Source organism: Streptomyces sp. NPDC034670, assembly GCF_055574875.1.
Genome location: NZ_JBVITR010000019.1, coordinates 79,281 through 101,512 on the forward strand (window position 1 = coordinate 79,281; position 22,232 = coordinate 101,512).

At 74.6% G+C, this 22,232-nt stretch carries 15 protein-coding genes and 1 pseudogene; 6 read left to right on the plus strand and 10 right to left on the minus strand.

Annotated features, from left to right (window positions below; genetic code table 11):
• Positions 1-114: 114 nt before the first annotated feature.
• The 5 genes from ACZ56B_RS15780 to ACZ56B_RS15800 all read right to left on the minus strand — a co-directional run bounded on the left by ACZ56B_RS15780 (position 115) and on the right by ACZ56B_RS15800 (position 8,093).
• Positions 115-1,731 (minus strand): LCP family protein, encoded by a 1,617-nt coding sequence (locus ACZ56B_RS15780; protein ID WP_468790155.1) that lies wholly within the window; start codon positions 1,729-1,731, stop codon positions 115-117.
• Positions 1,732-1,886: 155 nt separating this feature from the next.
• Entirely contained in the window at positions 1,887-3,599 is a 1,713-nt protein-coding gene (locus ACZ56B_RS15785) for an LCP family protein (protein ID WP_468790157.1), read from the minus strand.
• Positions 3,600-3,814: 215 nt separating this feature from the next.
• Positions 3,815-5,578, minus strand: a complete 1,764-nt coding sequence (locus tag ACZ56B_RS15790) for an LCP family protein (RefSeq protein ID WP_468790159.1) — start codon at positions 5,576-5,578, stop codon at positions 3,815-3,817.
• A gap of 245 nt (positions 5,579-5,823) precedes the next feature.
• Positions 5,824-7,101 (minus strand): LCP family protein, encoded by a 1,278-nt coding sequence (locus ACZ56B_RS15795; RefSeq protein WP_468790161.1) that lies wholly within the window; start codon positions 7,099-7,101, stop codon positions 5,824-5,826.
• A 236-nt stretch (positions 7,102-7,337) separates the two neighbouring features.
• A complete protein-coding gene (locus tag ACZ56B_RS15800) occupies positions 7,338-8,093 on the minus strand; it encodes a TIGR03089 family protein (protein WP_468790162.1) in 756 nt (251 codons plus the stop codon).
• 87 nt (positions 8,094-8,180) lie between these two features.
• Between ACZ56B_RS15800 and ACZ56B_RS15805 the strand changes: the two are divergent.
• Together ACZ56B_RS15805 and manB are read left to right on the plus strand one after the other, a co-directional pair.
• A pseudogene (locus ACZ56B_RS15805) lies at positions 8,181-9,033 on the plus strand (peptidoglycan recognition protein family protein); the annotation flags it as partial.
• Positions 9,034-9,154: 121 nt separating this feature from the next.
• Positions 9,155-10,237 (plus strand): mannose-1-phosphate guanylyltransferase, encoded by a 1,083-nt coding sequence (gene manB / locus ACZ56B_RS15810; RefSeq protein WP_468790163.1) that lies wholly within the window; start codon positions 9,155-9,157, stop codon positions 10,235-10,237.
• Between the two features lie 143 nt (positions 10,238-10,380).
• On the opposite strand, the gene ACZ56B_RS15815 is transcribed toward manB, so the two are convergent.
• The 4 genes from ACZ56B_RS15815 to ACZ56B_RS15830 form a co-directional block, all read right to left on the minus strand.
• Positions 10,381-11,382 carry a DNA-3-methyladenine glycosylase family protein gene (locus tag ACZ56B_RS15815; protein ID WP_468790165.1) on the minus strand — a complete coding sequence of 334 codons (1,002 nt, stop codon included), beginning with the start codon at positions 11,380-11,382 and terminating at the stop codon, positions 10,381-10,383.
• 77 nt (positions 11,383-11,459) lie between these two features.
• Entirely contained in the window at positions 11,460-12,776 is a 1,317-nt protein-coding gene (locus ACZ56B_RS15820) for a coenzyme F420-0:L-glutamate ligase (protein ID WP_468790167.1), read from the minus strand.
• Positions 12,773-13,756: a 2-phospho-L-lactate transferase gene (gene cofD, locus ACZ56B_RS15825; protein ID WP_468790169.1), complete on the minus strand. Its 984-nt coding sequence runs from the start codon at positions 13,754-13,756 to the stop codon at positions 12,773-12,775. Before cofD ends, ACZ56B_RS15820 begins: the two co-directional genes overlap by 4 nt.
• 12 nt (positions 13,757-13,768) lie before the next feature.
• Positions 13,769-14,311 (minus strand): cysteine dioxygenase, encoded by a 543-nt coding sequence (locus ACZ56B_RS15830; RefSeq protein ID WP_468790171.1) that lies wholly within the window; start codon positions 14,309-14,311, stop codon positions 13,769-13,771.
• 747 nt (positions 14,312-15,058) lie between these two features.
• On the opposite strand from ACZ56B_RS15830, the gene ACZ56B_RS15835 reads away from it, so the two are divergent.
• From ACZ56B_RS15835 to ACZ56B_RS15845, 3 genes are all read left to right on the plus strand, one after another.
• Positions 15,059-15,322: a WhiB family transcriptional regulator gene (locus ACZ56B_RS15835; protein ID WP_103542468.1), complete on the plus strand. Its 264-nt coding sequence runs from the start codon at positions 15,059-15,061 to the stop codon at positions 15,320-15,322.
• A gap of 295 nt (positions 15,323-15,617) precedes the next feature.
• The gene (locus ACZ56B_RS15840) at positions 15,618-19,316 is read left to right on the plus strand and encodes a glycosyltransferase (RefSeq protein ID WP_468790173.1); all 3,699 of its coding nucleotides are present in this window, start codon (positions 15,618-15,620) and stop codon (positions 19,314-19,316) included.
• A complete protein-coding gene (locus tag ACZ56B_RS15845; RefSeq protein ID WP_468790175.1) occupies positions 19,313-20,905 on the plus strand; it encodes a DUF5719 family protein in 1,593 nt (530 codons plus the stop codon). Before ACZ56B_RS15840 ends, ACZ56B_RS15845 begins: the two co-directional genes overlap by 4 nt.
• Before the next feature lie 121 nt (positions 20,906-21,026).
• Here ACZ56B_RS15845 and ACZ56B_RS15850 read toward each other — a convergent pair whose 3' ends face one another.
• Positions 21,027-21,476: a metallopeptidase family protein gene (locus ACZ56B_RS15850; protein ID WP_468790177.1), complete on the minus strand. Its 450-nt coding sequence runs from the start codon at positions 21,474-21,476 to the stop codon at positions 21,027-21,029.
• Positions 21,477-21,756: 280 nt separating this feature from the next.
• Between ACZ56B_RS15850 and ACZ56B_RS15855 the strand changes: the two genes are divergently transcribed.
• Complete coding sequence (locus tag ACZ56B_RS15855) at positions 21,757-22,179, plus strand: DUF3499 domain-containing protein (protein WP_468790197.1); 423 nt, start codon at positions 21,757-21,759, stop codon at positions 22,177-22,179.
• Positions 22,180-22,232 lie beyond the last annotated feature (53 nt).

The window sequence follows — 22,232 nt, forward strand, 5'->3', positions numbered from 1 at the left end:
CGCTGGCAAAGACGTCCCTCTCCCAGACGCAAACAGCTCCCCCCACGAACAACAGGCCCCCCCACCCCGTCGCCCCCGCGGGCCCCCCCCGGCCCGGGGCGGGGCCCCCGCGGTTCACCAGCTGAAGGACGGGTCGACGCGCATGCAGGCCTTGTCGTCCGCTCCGTTGAGGGCGTGGGCCGACTCGGGGGTCGCGTCGTCCTCCTCGGGCGCCTCGTAGGCCGTGCCCTCGCGCCAGTCGGCGCCCACCACCAGCGTGACCCCGGAGACCTCGGTGGACCGTTCCACCGCGCTCGCCGGGATGCCGAGCGCCTCGGCGACGCGCCGGGCGTCGCCCTCCAGGTCGGCGCTCGGGTAGCGCACCACCGTCCGCTTCTCGCCGGGCGAGCCGGCGGTGTCGGCGGACGCACCGGTGAAGCCCTGGTCCCTCAGCAGCCCGGCGACGGTGTTCGCGCGTCCGGAGGCGGGGGCGAGGGTGTCGGTGCGGGTGCCGTTGCGGACCTGGACCGCGATCTCGGCGTCGTCGGCCGCCGGGTCCGCCGGGGCCGTCTCCTGCTTCCTCCGCGGCTTCTCGTCCCTGCCGTCCAGGGCGATGTCCTCGCGCACCAGCCGGAACAGCTTCTCGGCGTCCTCGGTCGGTTCCACGCGGGCGCCCACGTAGCGGTTGGGCATCGTGGTCATGGTGATGCGCTCCGGCTCCACCTTGCGCAGCTCGGTGCTCAGGTCGTAGAGCTCCTTGACGGTGCCGAGCCCGGGGTCGACGGTGAGCGCCTCGGTGGCCTTCTCGGCCAGCCGGCGCAGCTTGTTGGGGTTGCTGAGGGTGGCGTTCTCGCGCAACTGGCGGACCAGCGAGTTCATGTACATGTGCTGGGCCTTGGCGCGGGCGAGGTCGCTGCCGTCCTCGAAGCCGTACCGGGTGCGCAGCCACTGCAGGGCCTGCTCGCCCTTGACCGGGTGGGTGCCCTCGGGGAGTTTCAGCCCGGAGCCGTGGCCCTTGCTGTCGCGGGAGTGGATGTTGGCGTCCACGCAGACGGGGACGCCGCCGACGGCGTCGGCCATGGACACCACCCCGGCGAAGTCGACCATGACGAAGTGGTCGATGTGGATGCCGGTGAGTTCCTCCCAGGTGGCCACCGTGCAGCCGGGGCCGCCGCGGCCGAGGCTCTGGTTGGTCATCGTCCGCCCGACGCTCGCCGGGTACACCGTCCCGTCGTCGGGGTCGGTGCACTTGGGGATGTGCACCAGGGTGTCGCGGGGCATGCTGATCACGGACATGTTGGTCCGGTCGGCGGAGAGGTGCACCAGCATCTGCACGTCCGCCAGCGGGGTCGAGCCGAACGTCTCGCGGGCGCCGCCGAGTTGCTGGTTCTCCTCGGTGTCCCGCGCGTCGGATCCGATGAGGAGGACGTTGAGCGGGGTCTGCCCGGCGGCGTTCGGCGTCGGCTTGGCGGCCTTGCTGTCGCCCAGGTGCAGCGGGTCCCTCCTGATGTTGTCGTTCAGCTGCCGGTAGTAGAGGTAACCGGCCGTCGCGGAGCCGGCTATGAGCAGCGCGAGCACCGCCGCGGACCACTTGAGCAGCCGGCGCCCGCGGCGCGGGCGCCGGCCGGCCTCCGCGCCGGGGGCGGGCACGTCACCGCCGTCGGGCGGGTTCCCGCCCGGATGCCCGTCCGGGTCCCCGTCCGGCTCCTTCCGGTCGTCGCGGAGCGCCGCCCGCACGGCGTTCTGTGTCACTGCCACGTCCTTCCCACCCCGGGCAACTCCTCGTGTCGTGGAACGGGCCCGTCCCGCGTCCTGTTAGACGCACGACGGGCCCGTCAGTTGCCCTCCGAGATCAAACCGGTTTCAACGAGTTCCGGCTGTTCCCCGTCGTGTGGTCGGTCGGGGTGTCAGCCGGCGCACCGGACCTTGTCGGCCGTGGACTTCTCGATGTCGTCCGGTGCCTTGTCGGGTGGGGTGAGGGAGGTGCCGGCGCCCTTGAAGTCCTCGCCGAGGGTGAGGGTCATGGCGGGCAGGCCCTGGGCGTTGGTGACGCTCTCGCCGGGTTTCATGGCCGATCCGGACAGGCCCAGGATGTCGGCGAGGCGTCGTGCCTGGGCGGCCTGGTCGGGGGCGTACTCGAGGGTGGTCTTCTTCAGGTCCTCGGGTGCGTTGCCGGCGTTCTCGGACTTGGTGACGCCCTGCTCGACCTGGAGCCAGTTGAGCACTCCCTGGGCGCTGCCGGGCGGTGCGCCGCCGTTGAGGACCTGGACGCGGACCTCGGAGGCGGGTGCCTTCTCGCCCTCCAGCCGGGCGGCGACGGCGGCCTTCTCCTTCTGCTTCTTCTGCTTCTCGACCTCGGTGAAGGACACGTCGTTCTTGATGAGTTCGAAGATCTGGGGGGCCTTGGCCCGGTCGAGGACGACGGTCGCCTTCACCCTCTCCGCCGGGTTGTCCACCACCGGAACCGTGGTGAAGGAGATGTTCTTCGTCGGCACCTTCTTCAGTTCCAGGGCGACGTCCTTGAGCGTGCCCACCGTGCCGATGCCGGTGTCCACGGTGAGCGCCTCCGTGGCGGCCTCGGCCAGCTTCACCAGTTTGGCGGGGCTGGTGAGGGTGTCACCGGAGGACATCTCGCGCATCAGCGAGGCCAGGAAGTGCTGCTGCGCCCTGATCCGGTCGAGGTCGCCCTGGTTGCCGAAGCTGTGCCGGGTGCGGACGAAGGCCAGGGCCTGTTCGCCCGCGACCTTCGACTCGCCGGCGGGCAGCCGCAGCTTCGACTGCTCGTCGTCCACGGGGTGTTCGAGGCACACCGGGACACCGCCCACGGCGGCGGTGAGGGTCTTGACCGCGTTGAAGTCGGCCATCATGAAGTGGTCGACCGGGATGCCGGTGGCCCGCTCCACCGTGAGCATGGTGCAGCCCGGGTCCCGGCCGCTCTCCCCGAGACTCCGGTTGAAGCGGACGCCCCGCAGGCCCGGGACCACCTTCTCGGTGCCGTCCGCCTGCTGCGTCGGACAGTCGGGGATGTCGACGATCAGGTCGCGCGGGATGCTGAGCGCGGTCGCGTTGGTGCGGTCCTCGGAGACGTGCAGCAGGACCGTGGTGTCGGCGTGCCCGGCGCTGTCCTTGTCGCCGTAGCCCTCGTTGCCCGCCCCGGTGCGCTTGTCGGTGCCGATCAGCAGGATGGTGAAGGCCTCGTCCTTGCTGAAGTCGCCCCTGCCCGCGCCGCCGACGTCGGTCGTGGTGACGTTGCCCTCGAGGTGCTTCAGGTACAGGTGGCCGGCGGTGCCGGTGGCGAGCACCACGAACGCCATGGCGCCGCCGGTCCACAGCAGGGCCTTCTTCGCCCTCGGCTTCCGCTGGGCCGGCCGGCGGCCGCGCCGCCCGGTCCCGGGGGCGTCCCGGCGCCCGCGCTGCGGCGGCACCGCACGGCCGGGTATCCGGGTGCGGCCGCCCGCGGCGTCATCCGTGCCGCGCGGTGCGGGCCCGCGGGGACCGGGGACGTCCGAGCGGGACGCGGAAGGGTCCGGCCGCAGCTCGTACTCGCCGGTCTCCGGGTTGAGGGTCCACCGGTCTGCGGGATCCACGCCCTCCGGTCGCCCACGGCCTTGCGCGTCCACGGTCGTTCGAACCTTCCGTCGGGGCCATGCGGCGCCGCCCCCTTCCCGAGGGCGCCCGCGGGGACGGGCACCGCCGTGCGCGACGCCGGGAGGGCCCCGCGCGGCCGGGGCACTTCGACGCTCACATTATCCGTCCCGTCGGCGCCGGGGCGGCGCCGGTGACGAATTCCCCGCTCCCGGGCCGTGCGTTCCCCGTCGTGTGGTCGGTCGGGGTGTCAGCCGGCGCACTGGACCTTGTCGGCCGTGGACTTCTCGATGTCGTCCGGTGCCTTGTCGGGTGGGGTGAGGGAGGTGCCGGCGCCCTTGAAGTCCTCGCCGAGGGTGAGGGTCATGGCGGGCAGGCCCTGGGCGTTGGTGACGCTCTCGCCGGGTTTCATGGCCGATCCGGACAGGCCCAGGATGTCGGCGAGGCGTCGTGCCTGGGCGGCCTGGTCGGGGGCGTACTCGAGGGTGGTCTTCTTCAGGTCCTCGGGTGCGTTGCCGGCGTTCTCGGACTTGGTGACGCCCTGCTCGACCTGGAGCCAGTTGAGCACTCCCTGGGCGCTGCCGGGCGGTGCGCCGCCGTTGAGGACCTGGACGCGGACCTCGGAGGCGGGTGCCTTCTCGCCCTCCAGCCGGGCGGCGACGGCGGCCTTCTCCTTCTGCTTCTTCTGCTTCTCGACCTCGGTGAAGGACACGTCGTTCTTGATGAGTTCGAAGATCTGGGGGGCCTTGGCCTGGTCGAGGACGACGGTCGCCTTCACCCTCTCCGCCGGGTTGTCCACCACCGGAACCGTGGTGAAGGAGATGTTCTTGACGTTGAGCTTGCCGAGCTCCAGGCCGAGGTCCTTGAGCTTGTTGATGCTGTTCAGCTGGGAGTCGACGGTGAGCGCCTCGGTGCCGGCCTCGGCCAGCTTGATCATCTTCGACGGGCTGGTGAGGGTGTCGTTCGACTTCAGCTTGCGCATCAGCGCGCTCAGGAACTGCTGCTGCAGCCCGATCCGGCTCAGGTCGCCGCCCGAGCCGACCGAGTACCGGGTGCGCACGAACGCCAGGGCCTCCTCGCCCTCGATGGTGTGCGTGCCCTTGGGCAGCTTCAGGTGCGACTTCGGGTCGTCGATGTCCTTGGCCAGGCACACCTCGACCCCCTCCACCGCCGTGGTCAGGGTCTTGACCGCGTTGAAGTCGGCCACCATGAAGTTGTCCGGCGTGATGCCCGTCAGCTCGGTCACGGTCCGCATGGTGCAGCTGGGCGTGCGGTCGTTCTGGCCGAGGCTCTCGTTGAAGCGGGCACCGGGAGTGCCCGGGATGATCTTCTCGGTGCCGTCCGCCTGCTGCGTCGGGCAGTCGGGGATGTCGACGATCAGGTCGCGCGGGATGCTGAGCGCGGTCGCGTTGGTGCGGTCCTTGGAGACGTGCAGCAGGATCGTGGTGTCGGCGTGCCCGGCGCTGTCCTTGTCGCCGTAGCTGCCGTTGCCCTCGCCGGTGCGCTTGTCGGTGCCGATCAGCAGGATGTTGATGGCCTTGTCCTTGCTGAAGCCGCCGGTGCTCGCCCCGTCGTCGGAGAGGGACGTGATGTTGTCGTTCAGGTGCTTCAGGTACAGGTAGCCGCCCGCGGCGGTGGCGAGCACCACGAACGCCATGGTGCCGCCGGTCCACATCAGGACCTTCTTCGCCTTCGACTTCTTCGCCGGCCGGCGCCCGCGCCGCCCCGGTGGCGGCTCCTCCGGTGTGCTCCGGCGCCTGCGCGGCTGCGCCTCGCGGTCCGGTGCCCCCCGGCCGGGCGTCTCGCGGCCGGGACGCTCCGGTGCGCGCCCGGGCGCCGCCGTACGGCCGCGCGCCGCGCCCGCACCGGAGGAACGGGACCTGCGAGGACCGGGAACCGGTGACTGCGCTGCGGAAGGAGCCAGTCGCAGTTCGTATTCACCGGTGTCCGGGTTGAGCACCCACTGGTCTGCGGGGTCGATGTTGTCCGCCCGCCCACGGCTTTGCGCGTCCACGGTCGCCTGAATCCTCCGTCGGGGCCACGCGGCGCCTTTCCCCTCCCAAGGCGCTCGGGTCTCAGTCACACAGTGCGCGGTCTCGGGAGGACCCCGAGGGAACGGACGCACCGGATCGGCTCACACTAACGGCACGGATCGACTTCAGGCGACGGCGGTGAGATATTCCACGTCCTCACACCTGGGCAATTCACCCATTTCCATGGACGGGAGTTCTCCGTGCCACAGTTTCCCCGGGTCCGGCCTTACATGCAGGTGTCCTCGGCGGCCGTGCCGCCGGAGAAGACCGGTGCCGGGGAAGCGTCTCCGGGCGGCTCCGCGCCGTCCTTTTCCGTGTTCTCCCCCTCACTGTCCGTGCTTTCCTCGGCCGCTTTCGCGGACGGCGTGCCGCCCCCGTTTTCCACGGCCGGACCGCGTTCGCCGTCCTGTGCGACCGTCACCGGAACGTCCCTGCGCAGCCGGTCGAACAGTGCCCCCGCCGCGGGCTCCGCGAGTTGGTCGCGATGGGCGTCGTGAACGTACGGCTCCCGCGGAACGGTCAGGAATTGCACATGTTCCGTGGGAATGTTCCGCAGCCCGCGGACGAGTTCGTACAAACTGCGCAAGCTCGCCAGCTCCGGATCGGTCGTGAGCGAGGAAGTGACCGCGTCCAGAACGGGATACAGCTTCACCGGATTCAGCAGAACGCCATTGCCGCGCACCTTGTCGACGAGCGCCCCCAGGAAGCGTTGCTGACGCTCCATCCGCCCGGTGTCGCTGCCGTCGCCGAGGGACTTGCGGGCCCGGACGTAGCCGAGGGCCCGCTCCCCGTCCAGGGTCACCCGGCCCGCGGGCAGGCTGAGTCCGGCCGCCTCGTCGTCGACGGGCTCCCGCAGGCACACCTCGACGCCGCCGACCGAGTCGACCACCTCCTTGAAGCCGTGGAAGTCGACGACGGCGTGGTGGTCGACGCGGATGTCCGTGAGCTTCTCCACGGTGCGGACGGCGCAGGCCGACCCGCCCCGCTCGAAGGCGGTGCCGAACGCCGCGAACGCCGGCGCGGTGCGGCTGCCGTCCCGGTGCAGGCAGCCGGGCACCTCCACCATCAGGTCCCGGGGCACGGACACCGCGGTGGCGCCGCGCCGGTCCGCCCGCAGGTGCAGCAGGATCGCGACGTCGGACCGCTCGGTCCCCGTGTCCCGCCCGTAACGGCGGTTGCCCTCCCCGGAGCGCGAGTCCGAGCCGATCAGCAGGATGTTCCGGGCGCCCTTCACCCGCGCGGCGGGCCGCTCCCCCTCGAACCGCGCGAGTTCGGCGGCGGCCGCCTCGTCCGGGGTGAGGTTCCCGTCCAGCTTCAGGTACACCGCCCACCCGGCCCCGGCGGCCGCGACGAGCACGACGGCGGCCGTGAGCCCGGTGCCGAGGGCCCGGCGCCGCCGCCGGCGCCGGGCCCGCCCCGGTCCGCTCGCCGAGGCGCCCGCCCCCGGGCCGAGGGTGCGCCGGGCCCCCGGCGGCCCGGAGGGTCCCCCTGCGGTGTCGCTCACGGCCGGGTCCACCCCTCGCTGCGTACGGGAGCGCGACGGCGCACGGCGTACGGCGCGCGCGACGCGTGCGGTGCGCGGCGCGCGCCGCTGCTCCGACGATGCCCCGGCGGGACGGCGCGGGGCGGGCGGTGCTGCGCCGGACGGGGGACGGGGCGGGGCGGACGGGTGGTTCCGGAAGGCGTCCGGTCCGGGCGGGCGGGGCCGGCGGCGGGCGGAAGACGGCCCGCGGCGTGCCGCTACCGGGCGATGGCCGTGACCCGTTCGCTCTCCACCCGCTGGTCCAGGGCCTCCTCCCCGAGGCGGTCCAGGTTCCGGCACAGCACCACGGAGCCGCCGGTCGCCAGCGGCCCGTACAGACCCGCGTTGAGGCCCTCCCAGGTGTCGTACGGCAGCCCCGACAGCAGGCGCGAGCCCGGTCCGGTCAGGCCGAGCCCGGTCGCCTCCGCCCGGGCCCGCTCGACCACCTCCGCCCCGGTGAACTCCCGCCCCGCCACGATCAGCGCCGGCTCCTCGGGGTCGACCGGCGCGTACGGCACGAACCGGTCGCCCTGCCCCGGCACCTCGACGGCGTAGTCGGCGAAGCCTTCCGGCGGCTGCGGGAAGCGCCCGCCGAGCGGCCTGAGCGCCAGCGCGATCCGCGCGCCCGGGCACGCCCGCGCCGCCTCGAGCGCCTCGGGACCGCTCACCACGACGTCGGCCGCCGCCGGCTCCCCGGCCACGTCCGCGACCACGCCCACCGACGCGCACGCCAGCAGCCAGACCGCCGTCTGCCAGTGCGCGGGCAGCAGCAGCGCCACCCGGTCGCCCGGTTCGGCGGACAGCTCGTCCTGGAGCAGGTTCGCGGTCTTGGCCACCCAATTGGCGAAGGTGGCCACGGACAGTTCGACGCGTTCGCCCGTGGCGTCGTCGTAGAAGGTCACCAGGGGGCGTCCCGGGTCCGCGGCGAGCGCGGACCCCAGCAGGTCGGCGGGGGTGCGATCGGTGGCGTTCACCCGCGCAAGCGTACGCGGCCCCGCCGCCGCGCACCGAGCGTCCGGAGCACCGGTTCGGGGCACACCTCCCCGATGCCCCGTCAAGTCCGCGATGAGCATCTTCATCTGACTGCGCTCAGGGTGAGGGGTATGCGTGGAATTCTCGTTCCCTCCCTCGGCGTCACCTGCGCCGCCGCCCTGTCCCTCCCGCCCGCTCCGCCCGCCACCGCGGCGGCCGCGCCCCCGGGCCGGACCCGCGCCGGCGCCGCCGAGATCCCGGCGCTGACCCGTGAGCGGACCCGGCGGGAACACCTCGCCCCGCGCGGGACCGGGGCGGCCGGACGGGCCGGACCGTACACCGGGCCGCGGCCCGCCATCGTCACGCGGGCCGGGCTGGGGGGCGGACGAGAGCCTGCGGGCGGAGGGGTTCACGTACACCGGCAAGGTCGGGGCGGCCTTCGTGCACCACACCGCGACCGGCAACGACTACACGTGTGCGCAGGCCCCTTCGGTCATCCGCGGCATCCACCGCCACCACGTCGCGAGCATGGGGTGGCGGGACCTCGGCCACAACCTCCTCGTCGACAAGTGCGGGAAGGTCCACGAGGGCCGGGCCGGGGGAGTGGCGAAGCCCGTCCTGGGCGCCCACGCCCTCGGGTTCGACGGCGACACCACGGGCGTCGCGGTCATCGGCTCGCACGGCCCCGAGGAGCCGTCGGCCGCCGCGGTAGAGGGCATCGCCCGGCTCACCGCGTGGAAGCTCGGACTGCACGGCGTGAACCCGGAGGGGAAGACATACCTCACGTCCGGCGGTGGCAACCTCTACCGGAAGGACGAGAAGGTGCGACTGCACGTGATCTCCGGTCACCGGGACGGGTTCAGCACCGCGTGCCCAGGGGGGAAGCTCTACGGCGGGCTCGGCTCCGTACGCTCCGGGGCGGCCGGTCACCAGGGCCGCTGAGCCGGTCCTGCCGTTCCTTCCCGCCGGGGGCACGGCCGTCGCACGTGCGGTGGAACGGTCTGCGTACACTGTCCGGCCGAAAGACGGTTCGGCCGGTCCCGGCAGGAAGCAGAGACGACAGGTGACAGAAGCGATCCTCCTGGTCGGCGGCAAGGGAACACGGCTGCGTCCGCTCACGGTGCACACGCCCAAGCCCATGGTCCCGGCGGCCGGAGTGCCCTTCCTGACGCACCAGCTGGCGAGAGCCGAAGCGGCGGGCGTCGAGCACATCGTCCTGGCCACGTCCTACCTGGCCGAGGTCTTCGAACCGCACTTCGGCGACGGCTCGTCGCTGGGGCTGCACCTCGAGTACGTGACGGAGGAGGAGCCGCTCGGCACGGGCGGCGCGATCCGCAACGCCGCGTCCCGGCTGCACTCGGGACCGGACGAGCCGGTGCTGGTCTTCAACGGCGACATCCTGACGGGACTGGACATCCGGGCCCTGGTGCGGACGCACGGGGCGACGGGGGCGGACGTCTCGCTGCACCTGACGAAGGTGACGGACCCGCGGGCGTACGGACTGGTCCCGACGGACGGGACGGGGCGGGTGCTGGCGTTCCTGGAGAAGCCGCAGACCCCGGAGGAGATCGTCACCGACCAGATCAACGCGGGGGCGTACGTCTTCCGCCGCTCGGTGATCGACACCATCCCGGCGGGCCGGCCGGTGTCGGTGGAGCGGGAGACGTTCCCGGGACTGCTCTCGGCCGGGGCCCACCTCCAGGGCATGGTCGACTCCACGTACTGGCTGGACCTGGGCACCCCGGCGGCGTTCGTGCGGGGCTCGGCGGACCTGGTGCTCGGCCGCGCCCCGTCCCCGGCGGTGCCCGGCCGCTGCGGCGACCGGCTGGTCCTGCCGACGGCGACCGTGGCGCCCGGCGCGAAACTCGCGGGCGGGACGGTGGTGGGCGAGGGCGCGTTCGTGGCGGAGGGCGCGCGCGTCTTCGGCAGCACGATCCTGCCGGGTGCGGTCATCGAGCCCGGCGCGGTCGTCACCGACTCGCTGATCGGGACGCGGGCGCGGGTGGGCGAGCGGTCGGTCCTCACCGGGACGGTGATAGGGGACGGCGCGGTCGTCGGCGCGCGCAACGAACTGCGGGAGGGCGTCCGGGTGTGGTGCGACGCGAGGATCCCGGAGGGGGCGGTGCGGTTCTCCTCGGACCAGTAGGACCGGGAGGACCAGGAGGACCTGGGGGCCGGCAGGACCTGGAGGACCGGCGGAGCCGGCAGGGCGGGAGGACCGGCGACGGCCCGGCCGTCCGTGGGGAGGGCGGGCGCCGGGGCGACGCCGGGGCACGGCCCCGGCCCGCCTCACAGCCGCCCGATGTCCCCGTACGGCATCCGCGGCGCCCGCCGCTCCGGCACCCTCCCGCTCAGCAGGATCAGCCGCGCGGCGCGGTGCCGCTGCCCCGCGTACGGCTCCAGCAGCTCCAGCATCACGGAGTCGTCCGCGTACCGGTCCCCGGCGAGGGCCCAGCCCACGATCCCCGGGAGGTGGAGGTCCCCCACGGTGACCGCGTCCGGCGCCCCGTGGGTGCGCTGCACCGTCTCCGCCGAGGTCCACGGCCCGATCCCCGGCACCAGTTCCAGCCGCGCCCGCGCCGCCGCCGGATCCATCCCCGCCGCCTCCTCCAGGCGCGCGGCGACGCGGACCGCCCGCAGGACCGCCGACGCCCGCTTGTCGTCCACCCCGGCGCGGTGCCACTCCCAGGACGGGATCAGCGCCCAGGTCCCGGGCGCCGGCATCACCGACATCCGCTCGGGCGCGGGCCCGGGCGCCGGCTCCCCGTACTTCCGCACCAGCAGCCGCCACGCCCGGTACGCCTCGCCGGTGGTGACCTTCTGCTCCAGGACCGACGGGATCAGCGACTCCAGCACCAGCCCGGTCCGCGTCAGCCGCAGTCCCGGGCGCCGGTGCCGGGTGAGCGCCAGCAGCCTGTGCCGGGGCACGAAGGCCGACGGGTCGTCGGCCGCCCCGAGCAGCTCCGGCAGGCGGTCCAGGAGCCAGTCGGCGCCCGGTCCCCACGCCTGCCCCCGCACCTGTCCGGCCCGCTGCGTCACCCGCAGGGTGCCGGGCCCGGCCGGCGTCCGGGAGACCCGCCACACGGAACCGTCCGGCAGGGCGCGGAACGTCGGGTCCCCGGGCCCGCGCCTGAGCGGTCCGAGCACCAGGCCGAGGTCCAGCGGCCCCTGCGGCACCCAGGTCCGCACCCGCTCGGGGGCCGGGGGCCGCCGGGGCGCCCCCGCGGGCACGGGCATGTGCCCGCCGCGCACGGTGGCGCGAGCGGGCCGGGGGGCGAAACGTCCTGCCACGAGGGATTCCAGGGGACGGAAGGGGGAGCGGAGGGCGCCGGTGGGCCCCTACGAGGGTAGGCGCCCGCGGGGCGGGCTCACCGCACCTCGATGAAGGAGCCCGCGTCCCGCTCCGGCCGCGGGCGGGGTTCCCCGGCCGGGTGGCCGACCGCCACCGCGCCCATCGGGTCCCAGTCCGCGGGCAGGTCCAGGACCTCGCGGACCACGTCCCGGCAGAACATCGTCGACGACACCCAGGCCGAGCCCAGCCGCTCCCCGGCCAGCGCGACCAGGAAGTTCTGCACGCCGGCGCCCGCGGCGACCACGAACATCTCCCGCTCCGCGCCGTCCCGCCGCGCGTCCCCGTAGGTGTGCGAGCCGTCCATGACCAGGCACGGCACGACCAGGTAGGGCGCGTTGCGCAGGAGGTCGCCGCGCCGGACGCGCCGGGCGATGGACTCCTCCGACCTGCCGTCGCGGCGCAGGTCCGCGATCCAGGCGTCGCGCATGGCGTCCAGGAGGCGGGTGCGGGACCCGGGGGACTCCAGCAGGACGAAGCGCCAGGGCGTGGTGTGGTGCGGCGCCGGGGCCGTCACCGCCGCGGCCACCGCGCGGCGCACCGCCCCCGGGTCGACCGGCTCGTCGGTGAAGGACCGCACCGTGCGCCGCTGGGTCACCGCCCGGCGCACGGCCTCGGACGTGCCGAGGCGGAACATGTCGTCGCGCGCGCCGCGGACCATCGCCCGCGCGCCCTCGCCGTCGTCCCGGCCCACCAGGTGCGGCAGTCCGCGGACGACGGCCACGGGCAGTCCGGCCGCCTTGCCCTTGACGAGGTCGCCCGCCGCGGCCAGTTCGTCGGCCGTGGCGACGACCGTGGCGCCGAGCGGGTTGCCGTGCGCGTCCGTGCCGCCGCGCAGGTCGTCCAGCACGCGGACGCCCGCGGCGCCGATCGCGACGTCCGTGAGCCCCGCGCGCCAGGGGCGGCCGAAGGTGTCGGTGACGATCACCCCGACCGTGACGCCGAGGACGTCGCGCAGGCCCTCGCGCAGGGCCCGCGCGGACGCGTCCGGGTCCTCGGGCAGCAGCAGGACCGTGCCGGAGGGGGTGTTGGAGGCGTCGACCCCGGCCGCGGCCATGACCAGGCCCTGCCGGTTCTCGACGATGCGCAGGGAGCCGCGCCGGGCCACCACGCGCACCGTCTCCGCGTCGATCGCGGCCTCCCGGTCGGCCGCCTCGACGATCCGGCCCTCGGCCTTGGAGACGATCTTCGAGGTGACCAGCAGGACGTCGCCGTCGGCCAGGTCCGGTGCGGCGGCCGCGATCAGCTTGACCAGGTCGTCGCCGGGCCGGACCTCGGGCAGGCCCGCCACGGCCCACACCCGGTAGCCGCCGGACGCCGTGCGCACGCCGCTCACGCCGCCCGCACCTCCTGCGCCAGCGCCAGCGCCTCCCGCGCCATCCGCGCGGTCGCGTCGACGTCGGTCATCATCAGCGGTACGGCCCGGCAGCGGATACCGGCCGCCTCGACGCGCTCCACGCAGGCCGCGTCGACCGTGTCGACCAGCCAGCCGTCCAGCAGACCGGAGCCGTAGTGCTCGGCCACCGCCGGGGCCGTGGCCTCCACGCCGACCGCCGCGAGCACCTTGTCGGCCATGCCGCGCACCGGCGCGTCCCCGACGATCGGCGACAGCCCGACCACCGGCACGCCCGCGTCGGCGATCGCCTCCCGGATGCCGGGCACGGCGAGGATCGTGCCGACGGACACCACGGGGTTGGACGGCGGGAAGAGGATCACGTCGGCCCCGGCGATCGCCTCCAGCACGCCCGGGGCCGGCTTCGCCTGCTCCGCGCCGACCGGCACGACCGCCTCGGCCGGCACCGAGGCCCGCAGCCGCACCCAGTACTCCTGGAAGTGGATCGCCCTGCGCTCGCCGGCCCCCGCGGCGGGGTCGCCGTCGGGCAGCGTGACGGCGACGTGCGTCTCCACGCGGTCGTCGGTCATCGGGATCAGCTTCACGCCCGGCTTCCAGCGGTCGCACAGCGCCTCGGTCACGGCGCTCAGCGGGTAGCCGGCGCCGAGCATCTGCGTCCGCACGATGTGCGTGGCGAAGTCCCGGTCACCGAGCCCGAACCAGTCCGGGCCGACGCCGTACGCCGTGAGCTCCTCCTTGAGGTGGAAGGTCTCCTCGGCCCGTCCCCAGCCCTGCTCCTCGTCGATGCCGCCGCCGAGCGTGTACATCACCGTGTCGAGGTCCGGGCAGACCTTCAGCCCGAAGAGGTGGATGTCGTCCCCGGTGTTGCCGATGACCGTGATGTCCGCGTCCGGCACGGCCCGCTTCAGACCGCGCAGGAAACGGGCACCGCCGATGCCGCCTGCCAGAACCACAATGCGCATGGAAACAGTGTGTCAGGCGGTCACGGGGCCGGGCGCCGTGCGTGCCTCGCGGCGAGCGGGGTGCGGGGGCATCTCCGTCAGGCCCGGGTAGTAGATGTGCAGGCTGACCGCGGGCTCCAGCGTGTCGTTGACGACCTCGTGGACGTGGCCCGGCGCGAACACGTGCTGGGAGCCCGCCGTCAGCGTGCGCGTGCCGCGCCCGGTGCGCTCGGTCAGGGCGCCGTCCAGCACGGTCATCACACCGGAGGAGGGGCCGTGGCCGTGCGGTCCGCTGCCCTGTCCGGGCACCCAGGACAGCAGCCACACCTCGTAGCCGGCGGGGTTCTCCCCCGCCCGTGCGGAGCCGGGGGCGCGGGGGCCCGTGCGGAGCCGGTGGTACCAGCGGCTGGTCGCGTCGTACCGCACGAGGTGCTCCCACTGGGAGCGGTCGGCGGCGATGGAACGGGCCAGGCCGACGAACTCGGCGACGGTGGCCGGGTGTTCGCGGGGCGCCTGGAGCAGGTGGGGGACTTCGAGGATGTCGCCGGCGATCTGCAGGTCGCTGTCGCTGTTCATGGGTGCGGTGGTTCCTCGGCGGAGAAGGGGTGGGGTGTCGCGCCGCGGACGCCCGGGTCACGGGCGGCGGCAGGGGGCGCCCCGGTCGGAGCGGGGGAGACGACGGCCGGGCGGCGGGTGGCCCGGCGGCGGCCGGAGCGGCGGGGTGGCTCCCGTTCGAGGAGGTTCGAAGCGGGGAGGAGGGCTCAACGGCCGGAACAGCAACAGCTACAGCGAGCGCGGGCAGCACCGGGGAACCCGGCGGGCCGGGTCGGGGTGAGCGCCGAGTTCGCGAGCATGCCCCTTAGGACACCGGCTCACACCTCCACTGTCAACTTGACGCCCGGAATGTGGGACATGGTTCACCTCATCCGGTTCATCTCCCGGGTGAAAGGTTTGCTCAGACGGTTCACGGGACACAAGGTGCGCACGACCGGGCGCGCCGGGCGCCGTTGCGATCCTGTGATCGGACCGTGATCCGGGTCGCCCGGGCGTGGGTGTCGGGACGGGATCGAAATCCCGGGCGTCCACCCCGCGGAGGCTCTGCGCGGGTCCGGAGGCCCTGGCGAGCCCCCTCCGCGTGTCAAGGTTTAGGGTGATTTGAACACTTTCCGCTCGGCCTTGGTTCCGCAGAGTGAATAAGGGGCCCAATAGCAGATCTCGGCTTGACTCGCCCGGAGCAGCACACTTGTAATTTCACTCGTGTCGTTCAGCCGGTATCGGTAACGGCTACATCACGGGGACGCGAAAGACGGACGAGGGGCGCACATGACCGAGCTGGTGCAGCAACTGCTGGTCGACGACGCGGAAGAGGAACTCGGCTGGCAGGAGCGCGCGCTGTGCGCCCAGACCGACCCCGAGTCCTTCTTCCCGGAGAAGGGCGGCTCCACCCGGGAGGCCAAGAAGGTCTGCCTCGCCTGCGAGGTCCGCTCCGAGTGCCTCGAGTACGCCCTCGCCAACGACGAGCGCTTCGGCATCTGGGGCGGCCTGTCCGAGCGCGAGCGCCGCCGGCTGAAGAAGGCCGCGGTCTGACGCACGGCGCCCCGCCGCCGTACGCACGCCGCCGCACGCGCATCGCCTTCCCGCGCACACCACTTCCCTGCGCGCACCACCTCCGCGCGCACGTCACCCACGGACCGCCGCGGGTGGGGCGCCCCCCGGGCGGCGGGCCACCGTGCCCGCCGCCGCCCGGCCACCGCCCCCCGACGAGACGCTCCGCACCGCCCCGTTCGAACTGCCGATAGTGTGGTCGCTCGTCCGCGACGCCCCGCCGCCCTCCTCGGGCGCGGGCGTCCCCGCAGTCCACCGAACCGGGGCCCGTACCTCGATGTCCGTGCACAGCCACCCGGCAGCCCGCCAAGACGCCGCTGCTCCTCACCCTGAGTTCCCGCGTCACGTGGTGACCGCGGTCCTCGTCTCCCACGACGGCGCCCGCTGGCTGCCCGAGGCGCTCGCCGGGCTGCTCGCCCAGGAGCGCCCGGTCCAGTTCGCCATGGGCGCCGACACCGGCAGCGCGGACGACTCCGCCCGGCTGGTCACCGAAGCGCTCGGCGAGGACCGGGTGCTGCACCTCGCCCGGCGCACCGGCTTCGGCCAGGCCGTCGAGGAGTGCCACCGGGGCGCGCCCGTCCTCACCCCCGAGGAACTGCCCTACCTGAAGCGGCCGAGCGGCTGGGACCCGGCCACCCGCAGCTGGCGCGACGACGCCTACGACCTGCCCGAACTCCCGCACGGCGAGCCGGTGCAGTGGCTGTGGCTGCTGCACGACGACTGCGCCCCCGCCCCCGACGCACTGGCGCAGATGCTGCGCGTCGTGGAGAACGAGTACGCACTCGGCCGCGAGGACGTGGCCGTCGTCGGACCCAAGCTCCGCGGCTGGTACGACCGCCGGCAGCTCCTGGAGGTCGGCGTCTCCATCGCCAACTCCGGGCGCCGCTGGACCGGCCTGGACCGCCGCGAACAGGACCAGGGCCAGCACGACCACGTCCGGCCCGTGCTGTCGGTGTCCACCGCCGGCATGCTCGTCCGCCGCGACGTCTACGAACAGCTCGGCGGATTCGACCGCCACCTGCCCCTCATGCGCGACGACGTCGACCTGTGCTGGCGCGCCCACGCGGCCGGCTACCGGGTCCTCGTCGCCCCCGACGCGGTCGTCCGGCACGCCGAGGCCGCCTCCCGCGAGCGCCGCACCGTCGACTGCGTGGGCCGCACCTCCGCCTCCCCGCACAAGGTGGACAAGGCGGGCGCCGTCTACACCCTGCTCGTCAACACCCGTACCGCCGCGCTGCCCTGGGTCCTGCTGCGCCTGGTCCTCGGCACGCTGCTGCGCACCCTCGCCCACCTCGTCGGCAAGGTCCCCGGACAGGCCGTCGACGAGATCCGCGGCCTCATGGGCGTCCTGCTGCGGCCCGAACGGATCCTCGCCGGACGCCGCCGCCGCGGCAGCCCGCAGATCGACAAGGGCGAGCTGCGGGCGCTGTTCCCGCCGCCCGGCGCGACCGTCCGCGTCACCGTCGAGCAGGTCGCGGGCAACCTCGTGGGCCGCTCCGACCCCGAGGCCGCCTCCGGTGCCGGGCGGCACGGCGGCGCCGTCGAGTCCGGGCCCGGCGGCGACGACGCCGACTTCCTGGAGGTCGAGCAGTTCGCCCGGCTCAAGCGCATCGCCCGCAAGCCCGCGCCGGTGCTCTTCCTGGTGCTGCTGCTCGTCTCCCTCGCGGCCTGCCGCGCCCTCCTCGGCGGCGGCGCGCTCGCCGGCGGCGCCCTGCTGCCGGTACCCGCGGACTCCGGTGACCTGTGGGCGCGTTACACCGACGCCTGGCACACGGTGGGCGCCGGCGGCACCGGATCCGCGCCGCCCTACCTCGCCGTCGTGGCGACCTTCGCCTCCCTGCTGCTCGGCTCCACCGGCCTCGCCGTCACGATCCTGCTCGTCTGCTCGGTGCCGCTGGCCGGCCTCACCGCGTACTTCGCCTCCCGTCCGCTCGTGGAGTCCCGGCTGCTGCGCGCGTGGGCGGCCGTCGCCTACGCCTTCCTGCCCGCCGCCACCGGCGCCCTGGCCGGCGGCCGCATCGGCACCGCCGTCCTCGCCGTGCTGCTGCCCCTGATCGCCCGCGCGGGCGTCGCCGCGAGCGGCCTGGCGAACCCGGACGGCGTCCGCGGGAGCTGGCGCGCCACCTGGGCGTACGCGCTGCTGCTCACCGTGGCCACCGCGTTCACCCCGATCGTGTGGCCCGTCGCCCTGGTCCTCGGCCTCGGCGTGCTGGCCCTGCGCCGCACCGACCTCGCGGCGTACGCGCCGCGCTTCCTGGCCCAGCTGGGCGCGCCGATGCTCGTCCTCGCCCCCTGGTCCTTCTCCCTCCTCCCCTTCGGCTTCTTCCGGGAAGCCGGCCTGGAGTACGGTCCCTCCGCCGCCTCCGCCCTCGACCTGCTCGGCGCGAGCCCGGGCGGCCCCGGCACGGTCGGCGGCCCGCTGCTCCTCGGCCTCGTGCTCGCCGCCCTCGCGGCCCTGCTCCGCGCCGAGCGGCGGACGGCCGTCCTCGCCGCCTGGGCGGCCGCCCTGACGGGCCTCGTCTTCGCGGTCCTGTCCAACGCCTCCGCCTGGGCCGGTCCCGCGACCCTCGTCTACGGCCTCGCCGTCCTGGCCGCCGCCGCGCTCGGCGCCGACGGGGCACGCGCGCGGGTCGCCGAGCAGAGCTTCGGCTGGCGCCAGCCGGTCGCCGTGCTGATCGCCCTCGCCTGCGCCGTCGGCCCGCTGCTGGCCGCCGCCGGCTGGATGATCCGCGGCGCCGACGGGCCCGTGGAGCGGCGCGACCCCGTCCAGGTGCCCGCGTTCGTCGCCGAGGAGAGCGCCACCCGCGACCAGGCCCGCACCCTCGTCCTCGACAGCGACTCCGCCGCCCGCGTCCGCTACACGCTGGTCCGCGGCTCCGGCGCCCGCATGGGCGACGCCGAGACCGCCGCGTCGGCCGGCGGGAACGCCCGGCTCGACAAGGTCGTCGCCAACCTCGTCGCCGGCTCCGGCGCCGACCAGGCCGACCAGCTCGGCGGGTTCGCGGTGCGCTACGTCCTGGTCCACCGGGGCGCCCCCCGCGAGGTCGCCCGCGTCCTGGACGCCACCCCCGGCCTGACCCGGCTCAGCCAGCAGGCGGGCGGCGCGCTGTGGCGGGTCGACCGGCAGGTCGCCCGCGCGAGCATCGTCCCCGCCGAGGGGGACGGGGGCGAGCCCCGGCCCGTCGCCGCCGGGCCGGTGGAGATCCACACGGAGATCCCGGGCGGCGGCGGGGGACGGATCCTCCGCCTCGCCGACTCCGCCGCGGAGGGCTGGACCGCCACCCTGGACGGCAAGCCGCTGCCCGGCACCACCGTCGACGGCTGGGCCCAGGGCTTCGAGCTCCCCGCCTCCGGCGGCAGGCTGGACGTCACCTACGACGCCCCGGTCACCCACACCGCCTGGCTGTGGGCCCAGGGCCTGCTCGCCGTCGTCCTCGTCGTCATGGCCCTGCCCGGCCGCCGCCGCGACGTCGACGACGACCTGCCCGAGGAGCCCGCCGTCCCCGCCGAGGCACTCGCCGGCGAGGGACGCCGCGCCCGCCGCCTGCGCGCCCAGGCCGAGGCCGGGACCGCCGCCGGGGAGACGGACGCCGGGGAGGCGGACGGCGGGGAGGAGTTCCCCGCCCCGCCGGAGCAGCACCCGGCGTCCGTCCCGCACCAGCCCGACCACGGGGCGTGGGACGCCGCGGCCCACGCGGACGCCGGACCCGGCGCCGCCCACACCGACGGGCAGTACCAGCAGTACGCGACGGACGCCTACGGCACGCCGTACCAGCAGGCCCCCTACCAGGACGGCCCGTACGACCCGTACGCCTACGGCACCCCGTCCCCGCAGACGCCGTACGACCGGACGTATGACCAGACGTACGACCAGACGTACGGGCAGGGCTACGACCAGACCTACGCACAGGGCCACGACACGCCGTACGACCCCCACGGCACGGGCAGTGAGCGTCCCGACGGGAGCCAGCAGTGAACCGCACCACCCTGTCCCTGATCGCGGCGGCCACCGCGCTCGCCGCCGTCACCGGCTTCGCCGCGCTGTCCGCGCCGGATCCCGCGGCCCCCGACCGCACCGCCGGGGCGGCGGCCCGCCTGCCCGTGGAGCGCACGAGCCTGCTGTGCCCGCCGCCCAGCACCTCCGACCTCGCCGAGACCACGTACACGTCCTTCACCCCGGTCACGGAGGGCACGGAGGGCAAGGGCGGGGCCGAACTCCGGGCGGCGGGCGGTCCGGAGGCCGGGACCGGCGACGAGCAGGACGCCGAGGGCGACGAGGGCGATGAGGACGCCCGGAGCACCGAGGGCGACGAGGACGGCGGGGACGACAAGGGCGGCAAGGGAGGCAAGGACACCAAGGGCGACAAGCCCGAGGAACCCGTCCTCGAACCCGAGGAGCCCGGCAAGCCGGCCGCCGGGAGCACCACCGGGGGCGAGGCGCCCGCGCTCGTCGGCACCGCCGACGGCCGCTTCGCGCCCGGCTGGACCGTGCAGCAGACGACCGAGGTCGCCGCGGGCACGGGCCGGGGCCTGCAGGGCGTCACCTGCACCGCACCGGACACCGAGTTCTGGTTCCCGGGCGCGAGCACCGACACCGCCCGCACCGACTACGTCCACCTGACCAACCCCGACGACTCGGCCGCGGTGGTGGACATCGAGCTCTACGGCAAGGACGGCGCCCTGGAGACGGTGGTGGGGGAGGGGATCAGGGTCCGGCCGCACTCCACGGAGCCGATCCTGCTGTCCACGCTCACCGAGGAGAAGCAGACCGACGTGACCGTGCACGTCGTCGTCCGCAGCGGCCGGGTCGGCGCGGCCGTGCAGGCCCTGGACGACGAGCTGGGCGGCGACTGGCTGGCCGCGTCGGCCGATCCCGCGGGGAGCCTGGTCCTGCCCGGCATCCCGAAGGACGCCACCGCCGTGCGCCTGGTCGCCTTCACCCCCGGCGGCACCGACGCCGACCTGAAGGTGCGCCTCGCCTCCCCCTCCGGCCTGATCACCCCCGCCGGTCACGAGACGCTCCACGTGAAGGGCGGCATGACGACCGCCGTCGACCTGGGCGACCTCACGCGCGGCGAGGCGGGCTCCCTGGTCCTGACGTCCACGGACGGCTCCGTGCCGGTCGTGGCGGCCGTGCGCGTGCTGCGCGGCGAGGGCGACGCCCGGGAGTCGGCGTTCATCCCGGCCGCGCGACCGGTCGGCGCCCGTGCGACGTCCGCCGGCAACACCGCCGAGGGGACGGTCCTCTCGGTGACCGCCCCCGAGGGCACCGCCAAGATCAAGGTCACCGCCTCGGCGGGCACCGAGGGCGGCACGCCGGCGTCCGAGACGTACACGATCAAGTCCGGCACCACGCAGCACGTCGACGTCCCCGTGCCGGACGGCCTGAAGGGCACCTACGCCCTCACGGTCGAGCCCCAGTCGGACACCCCCGTCTACGCCTCCCGGACCCTCACGGTGACGGAGGACGACGTCCCGGCCTTCACCGTCCAGCCCCTCGCGGACGACCGCGGCACGGTGGCGGTGCCGAAGGCGGAGGAGGACCTGTCGGTCCTGCAGAAGTGACCGGCCGGAAGTGACCGGCCGGAAGTGACCGGCCGGAAGCGACCGGCGGGAAGCGACCGGCGGGCGGAGACGGGTGCGCGGCGGGTGCGCGGCGGACAGGACACGGGGCGGCCGCGCCCCGTCAGTCCTCCCCGTACCGGGGGTCCACGGTCTCCGGCGTCAGCCCGAGCAGGTCCGCCACCTGCTCCACCACGACCTCGTGGACCAGCGCCGCCCGCTCGTCGCGTCCCTTGGTGCGGATCTCGACCGGCCGGCGGTAGACCACCACCCGCGCGGGGCGCCCCCCGCGCGCGGGCACCGTCCCGCCCAGGGGCACCGCCTCGTCGCTCCAGCCCGGCCCGGACCCGTCCAGCCGCGGCACCTCCAGCACGAGGAAGTCGATGTCGGCGAGCTGCGGCCACCGCCGCTCCAACCGGTCCACGGAATCCTGGACCAGGTCCGCGAAGGTCTCCGCGCGGCTGGCGGCGAGCGGCACCTGGGGCGGTGCGATCGGGCCGCGCATGCCCCGGCCGTGGCGGTCACGGCGTCGGGGCCCGGGGGCGGCGGCACGGGGCGTCACGGGGCTGTCCATCACTGTGCAGGGTAGTCGGCACCGGTCCCGCCCGCCCGGCCCCCACACGCCTTCGGGCCGTCCCGTACGGCATGTCACCACCTGACCATTCCAGCCAAGCTTGGGCTCGATTCCGTATCTCTCCGAGACCGGTGATCTCAAGCCGTTTGACGGTATTTGTACCAACCGGTGACCGGGACCAGCACGGTCCGGCCGCCCGAACGCGGGCGTCGGACCAGGTCAGCAAGGTGCGCCCGCACGGACGTGTGGGACGTTTCACATCGCGACACGGGGGAGTGACCTGGGGGAGAGTCGTCGCGGCCCGCTCAAGAGTGCGGTACCGTCCAACATCGTGAGCCCTGTACGTCGCTGTTCGCGCACCGCCTGCGGCCGTCCCGCCGTCGCGACGCTGACGTACGTCTACGCCGACTCGACCGCGGTCCTCGGCCCGCTCGCCACCTACGCCGAACCCCACTGCTACGACCTGTGCGCCGAGCACTCCGAGCGCCTCACCGCGCCGCGCGGCTGGGAGGTCGTCCGCCTCCTCGACGGCTCGGCCCCGGCCCAGCCCAGCGGGGACGACCTGGAAGCGCTGGCGAACGCCGTGCGCGAGGCCGCCCGGCCCCAGGAGCGGGCGGCGGGAGCGGGCGGGGCTCGTGCCGCCGACCCCATGGAGGTCGCGCGCCGCGGCCACCTGAGGGTGCTCCGCTCGCCGGACAACTGACGGCGCCGCCTCACCCCTCCCCGCGCCCACCCGCTCCGCGGGTCCGCCTTCCT

Coding starts and splice junctions, on each gene's coding strand:
- ACZ56B_RS15840 (WP_468790173.1), top strand. CDS start 15,618: ATGTCCGTGCACAGCCACCCGGCAGCCCGCCAAGACGCCGCTGCTCCT.
- ACZ56B_RS15830 (WP_468790171.1), bottom strand. CDS start 14,311: ATGAACAGCGACAGCGACCTGCAGATCGCCGGCGACATCCTCGAAGTC.
- ACZ56B_RS15835 (WP_103542468.1), top strand. CDS start 15,059: ATGACCGAGCTGGTGCAGCAACTGCTGGTCGACGACGCGGAAGAGGAA.
- cofD (WP_468790169.1), bottom strand. CDS start 13,756: ATGCGCATTGTGGTTCTGGCAGGCGGCATCGGCGGTGCCCGTTTCCTG.
- ACZ56B_RS15850 (WP_468790177.1), bottom strand. CDS start 21,476: ATGGACAGCCCCGTGACGCCCCGTGCCGCCGCCCCCGGGCCCCGACGC.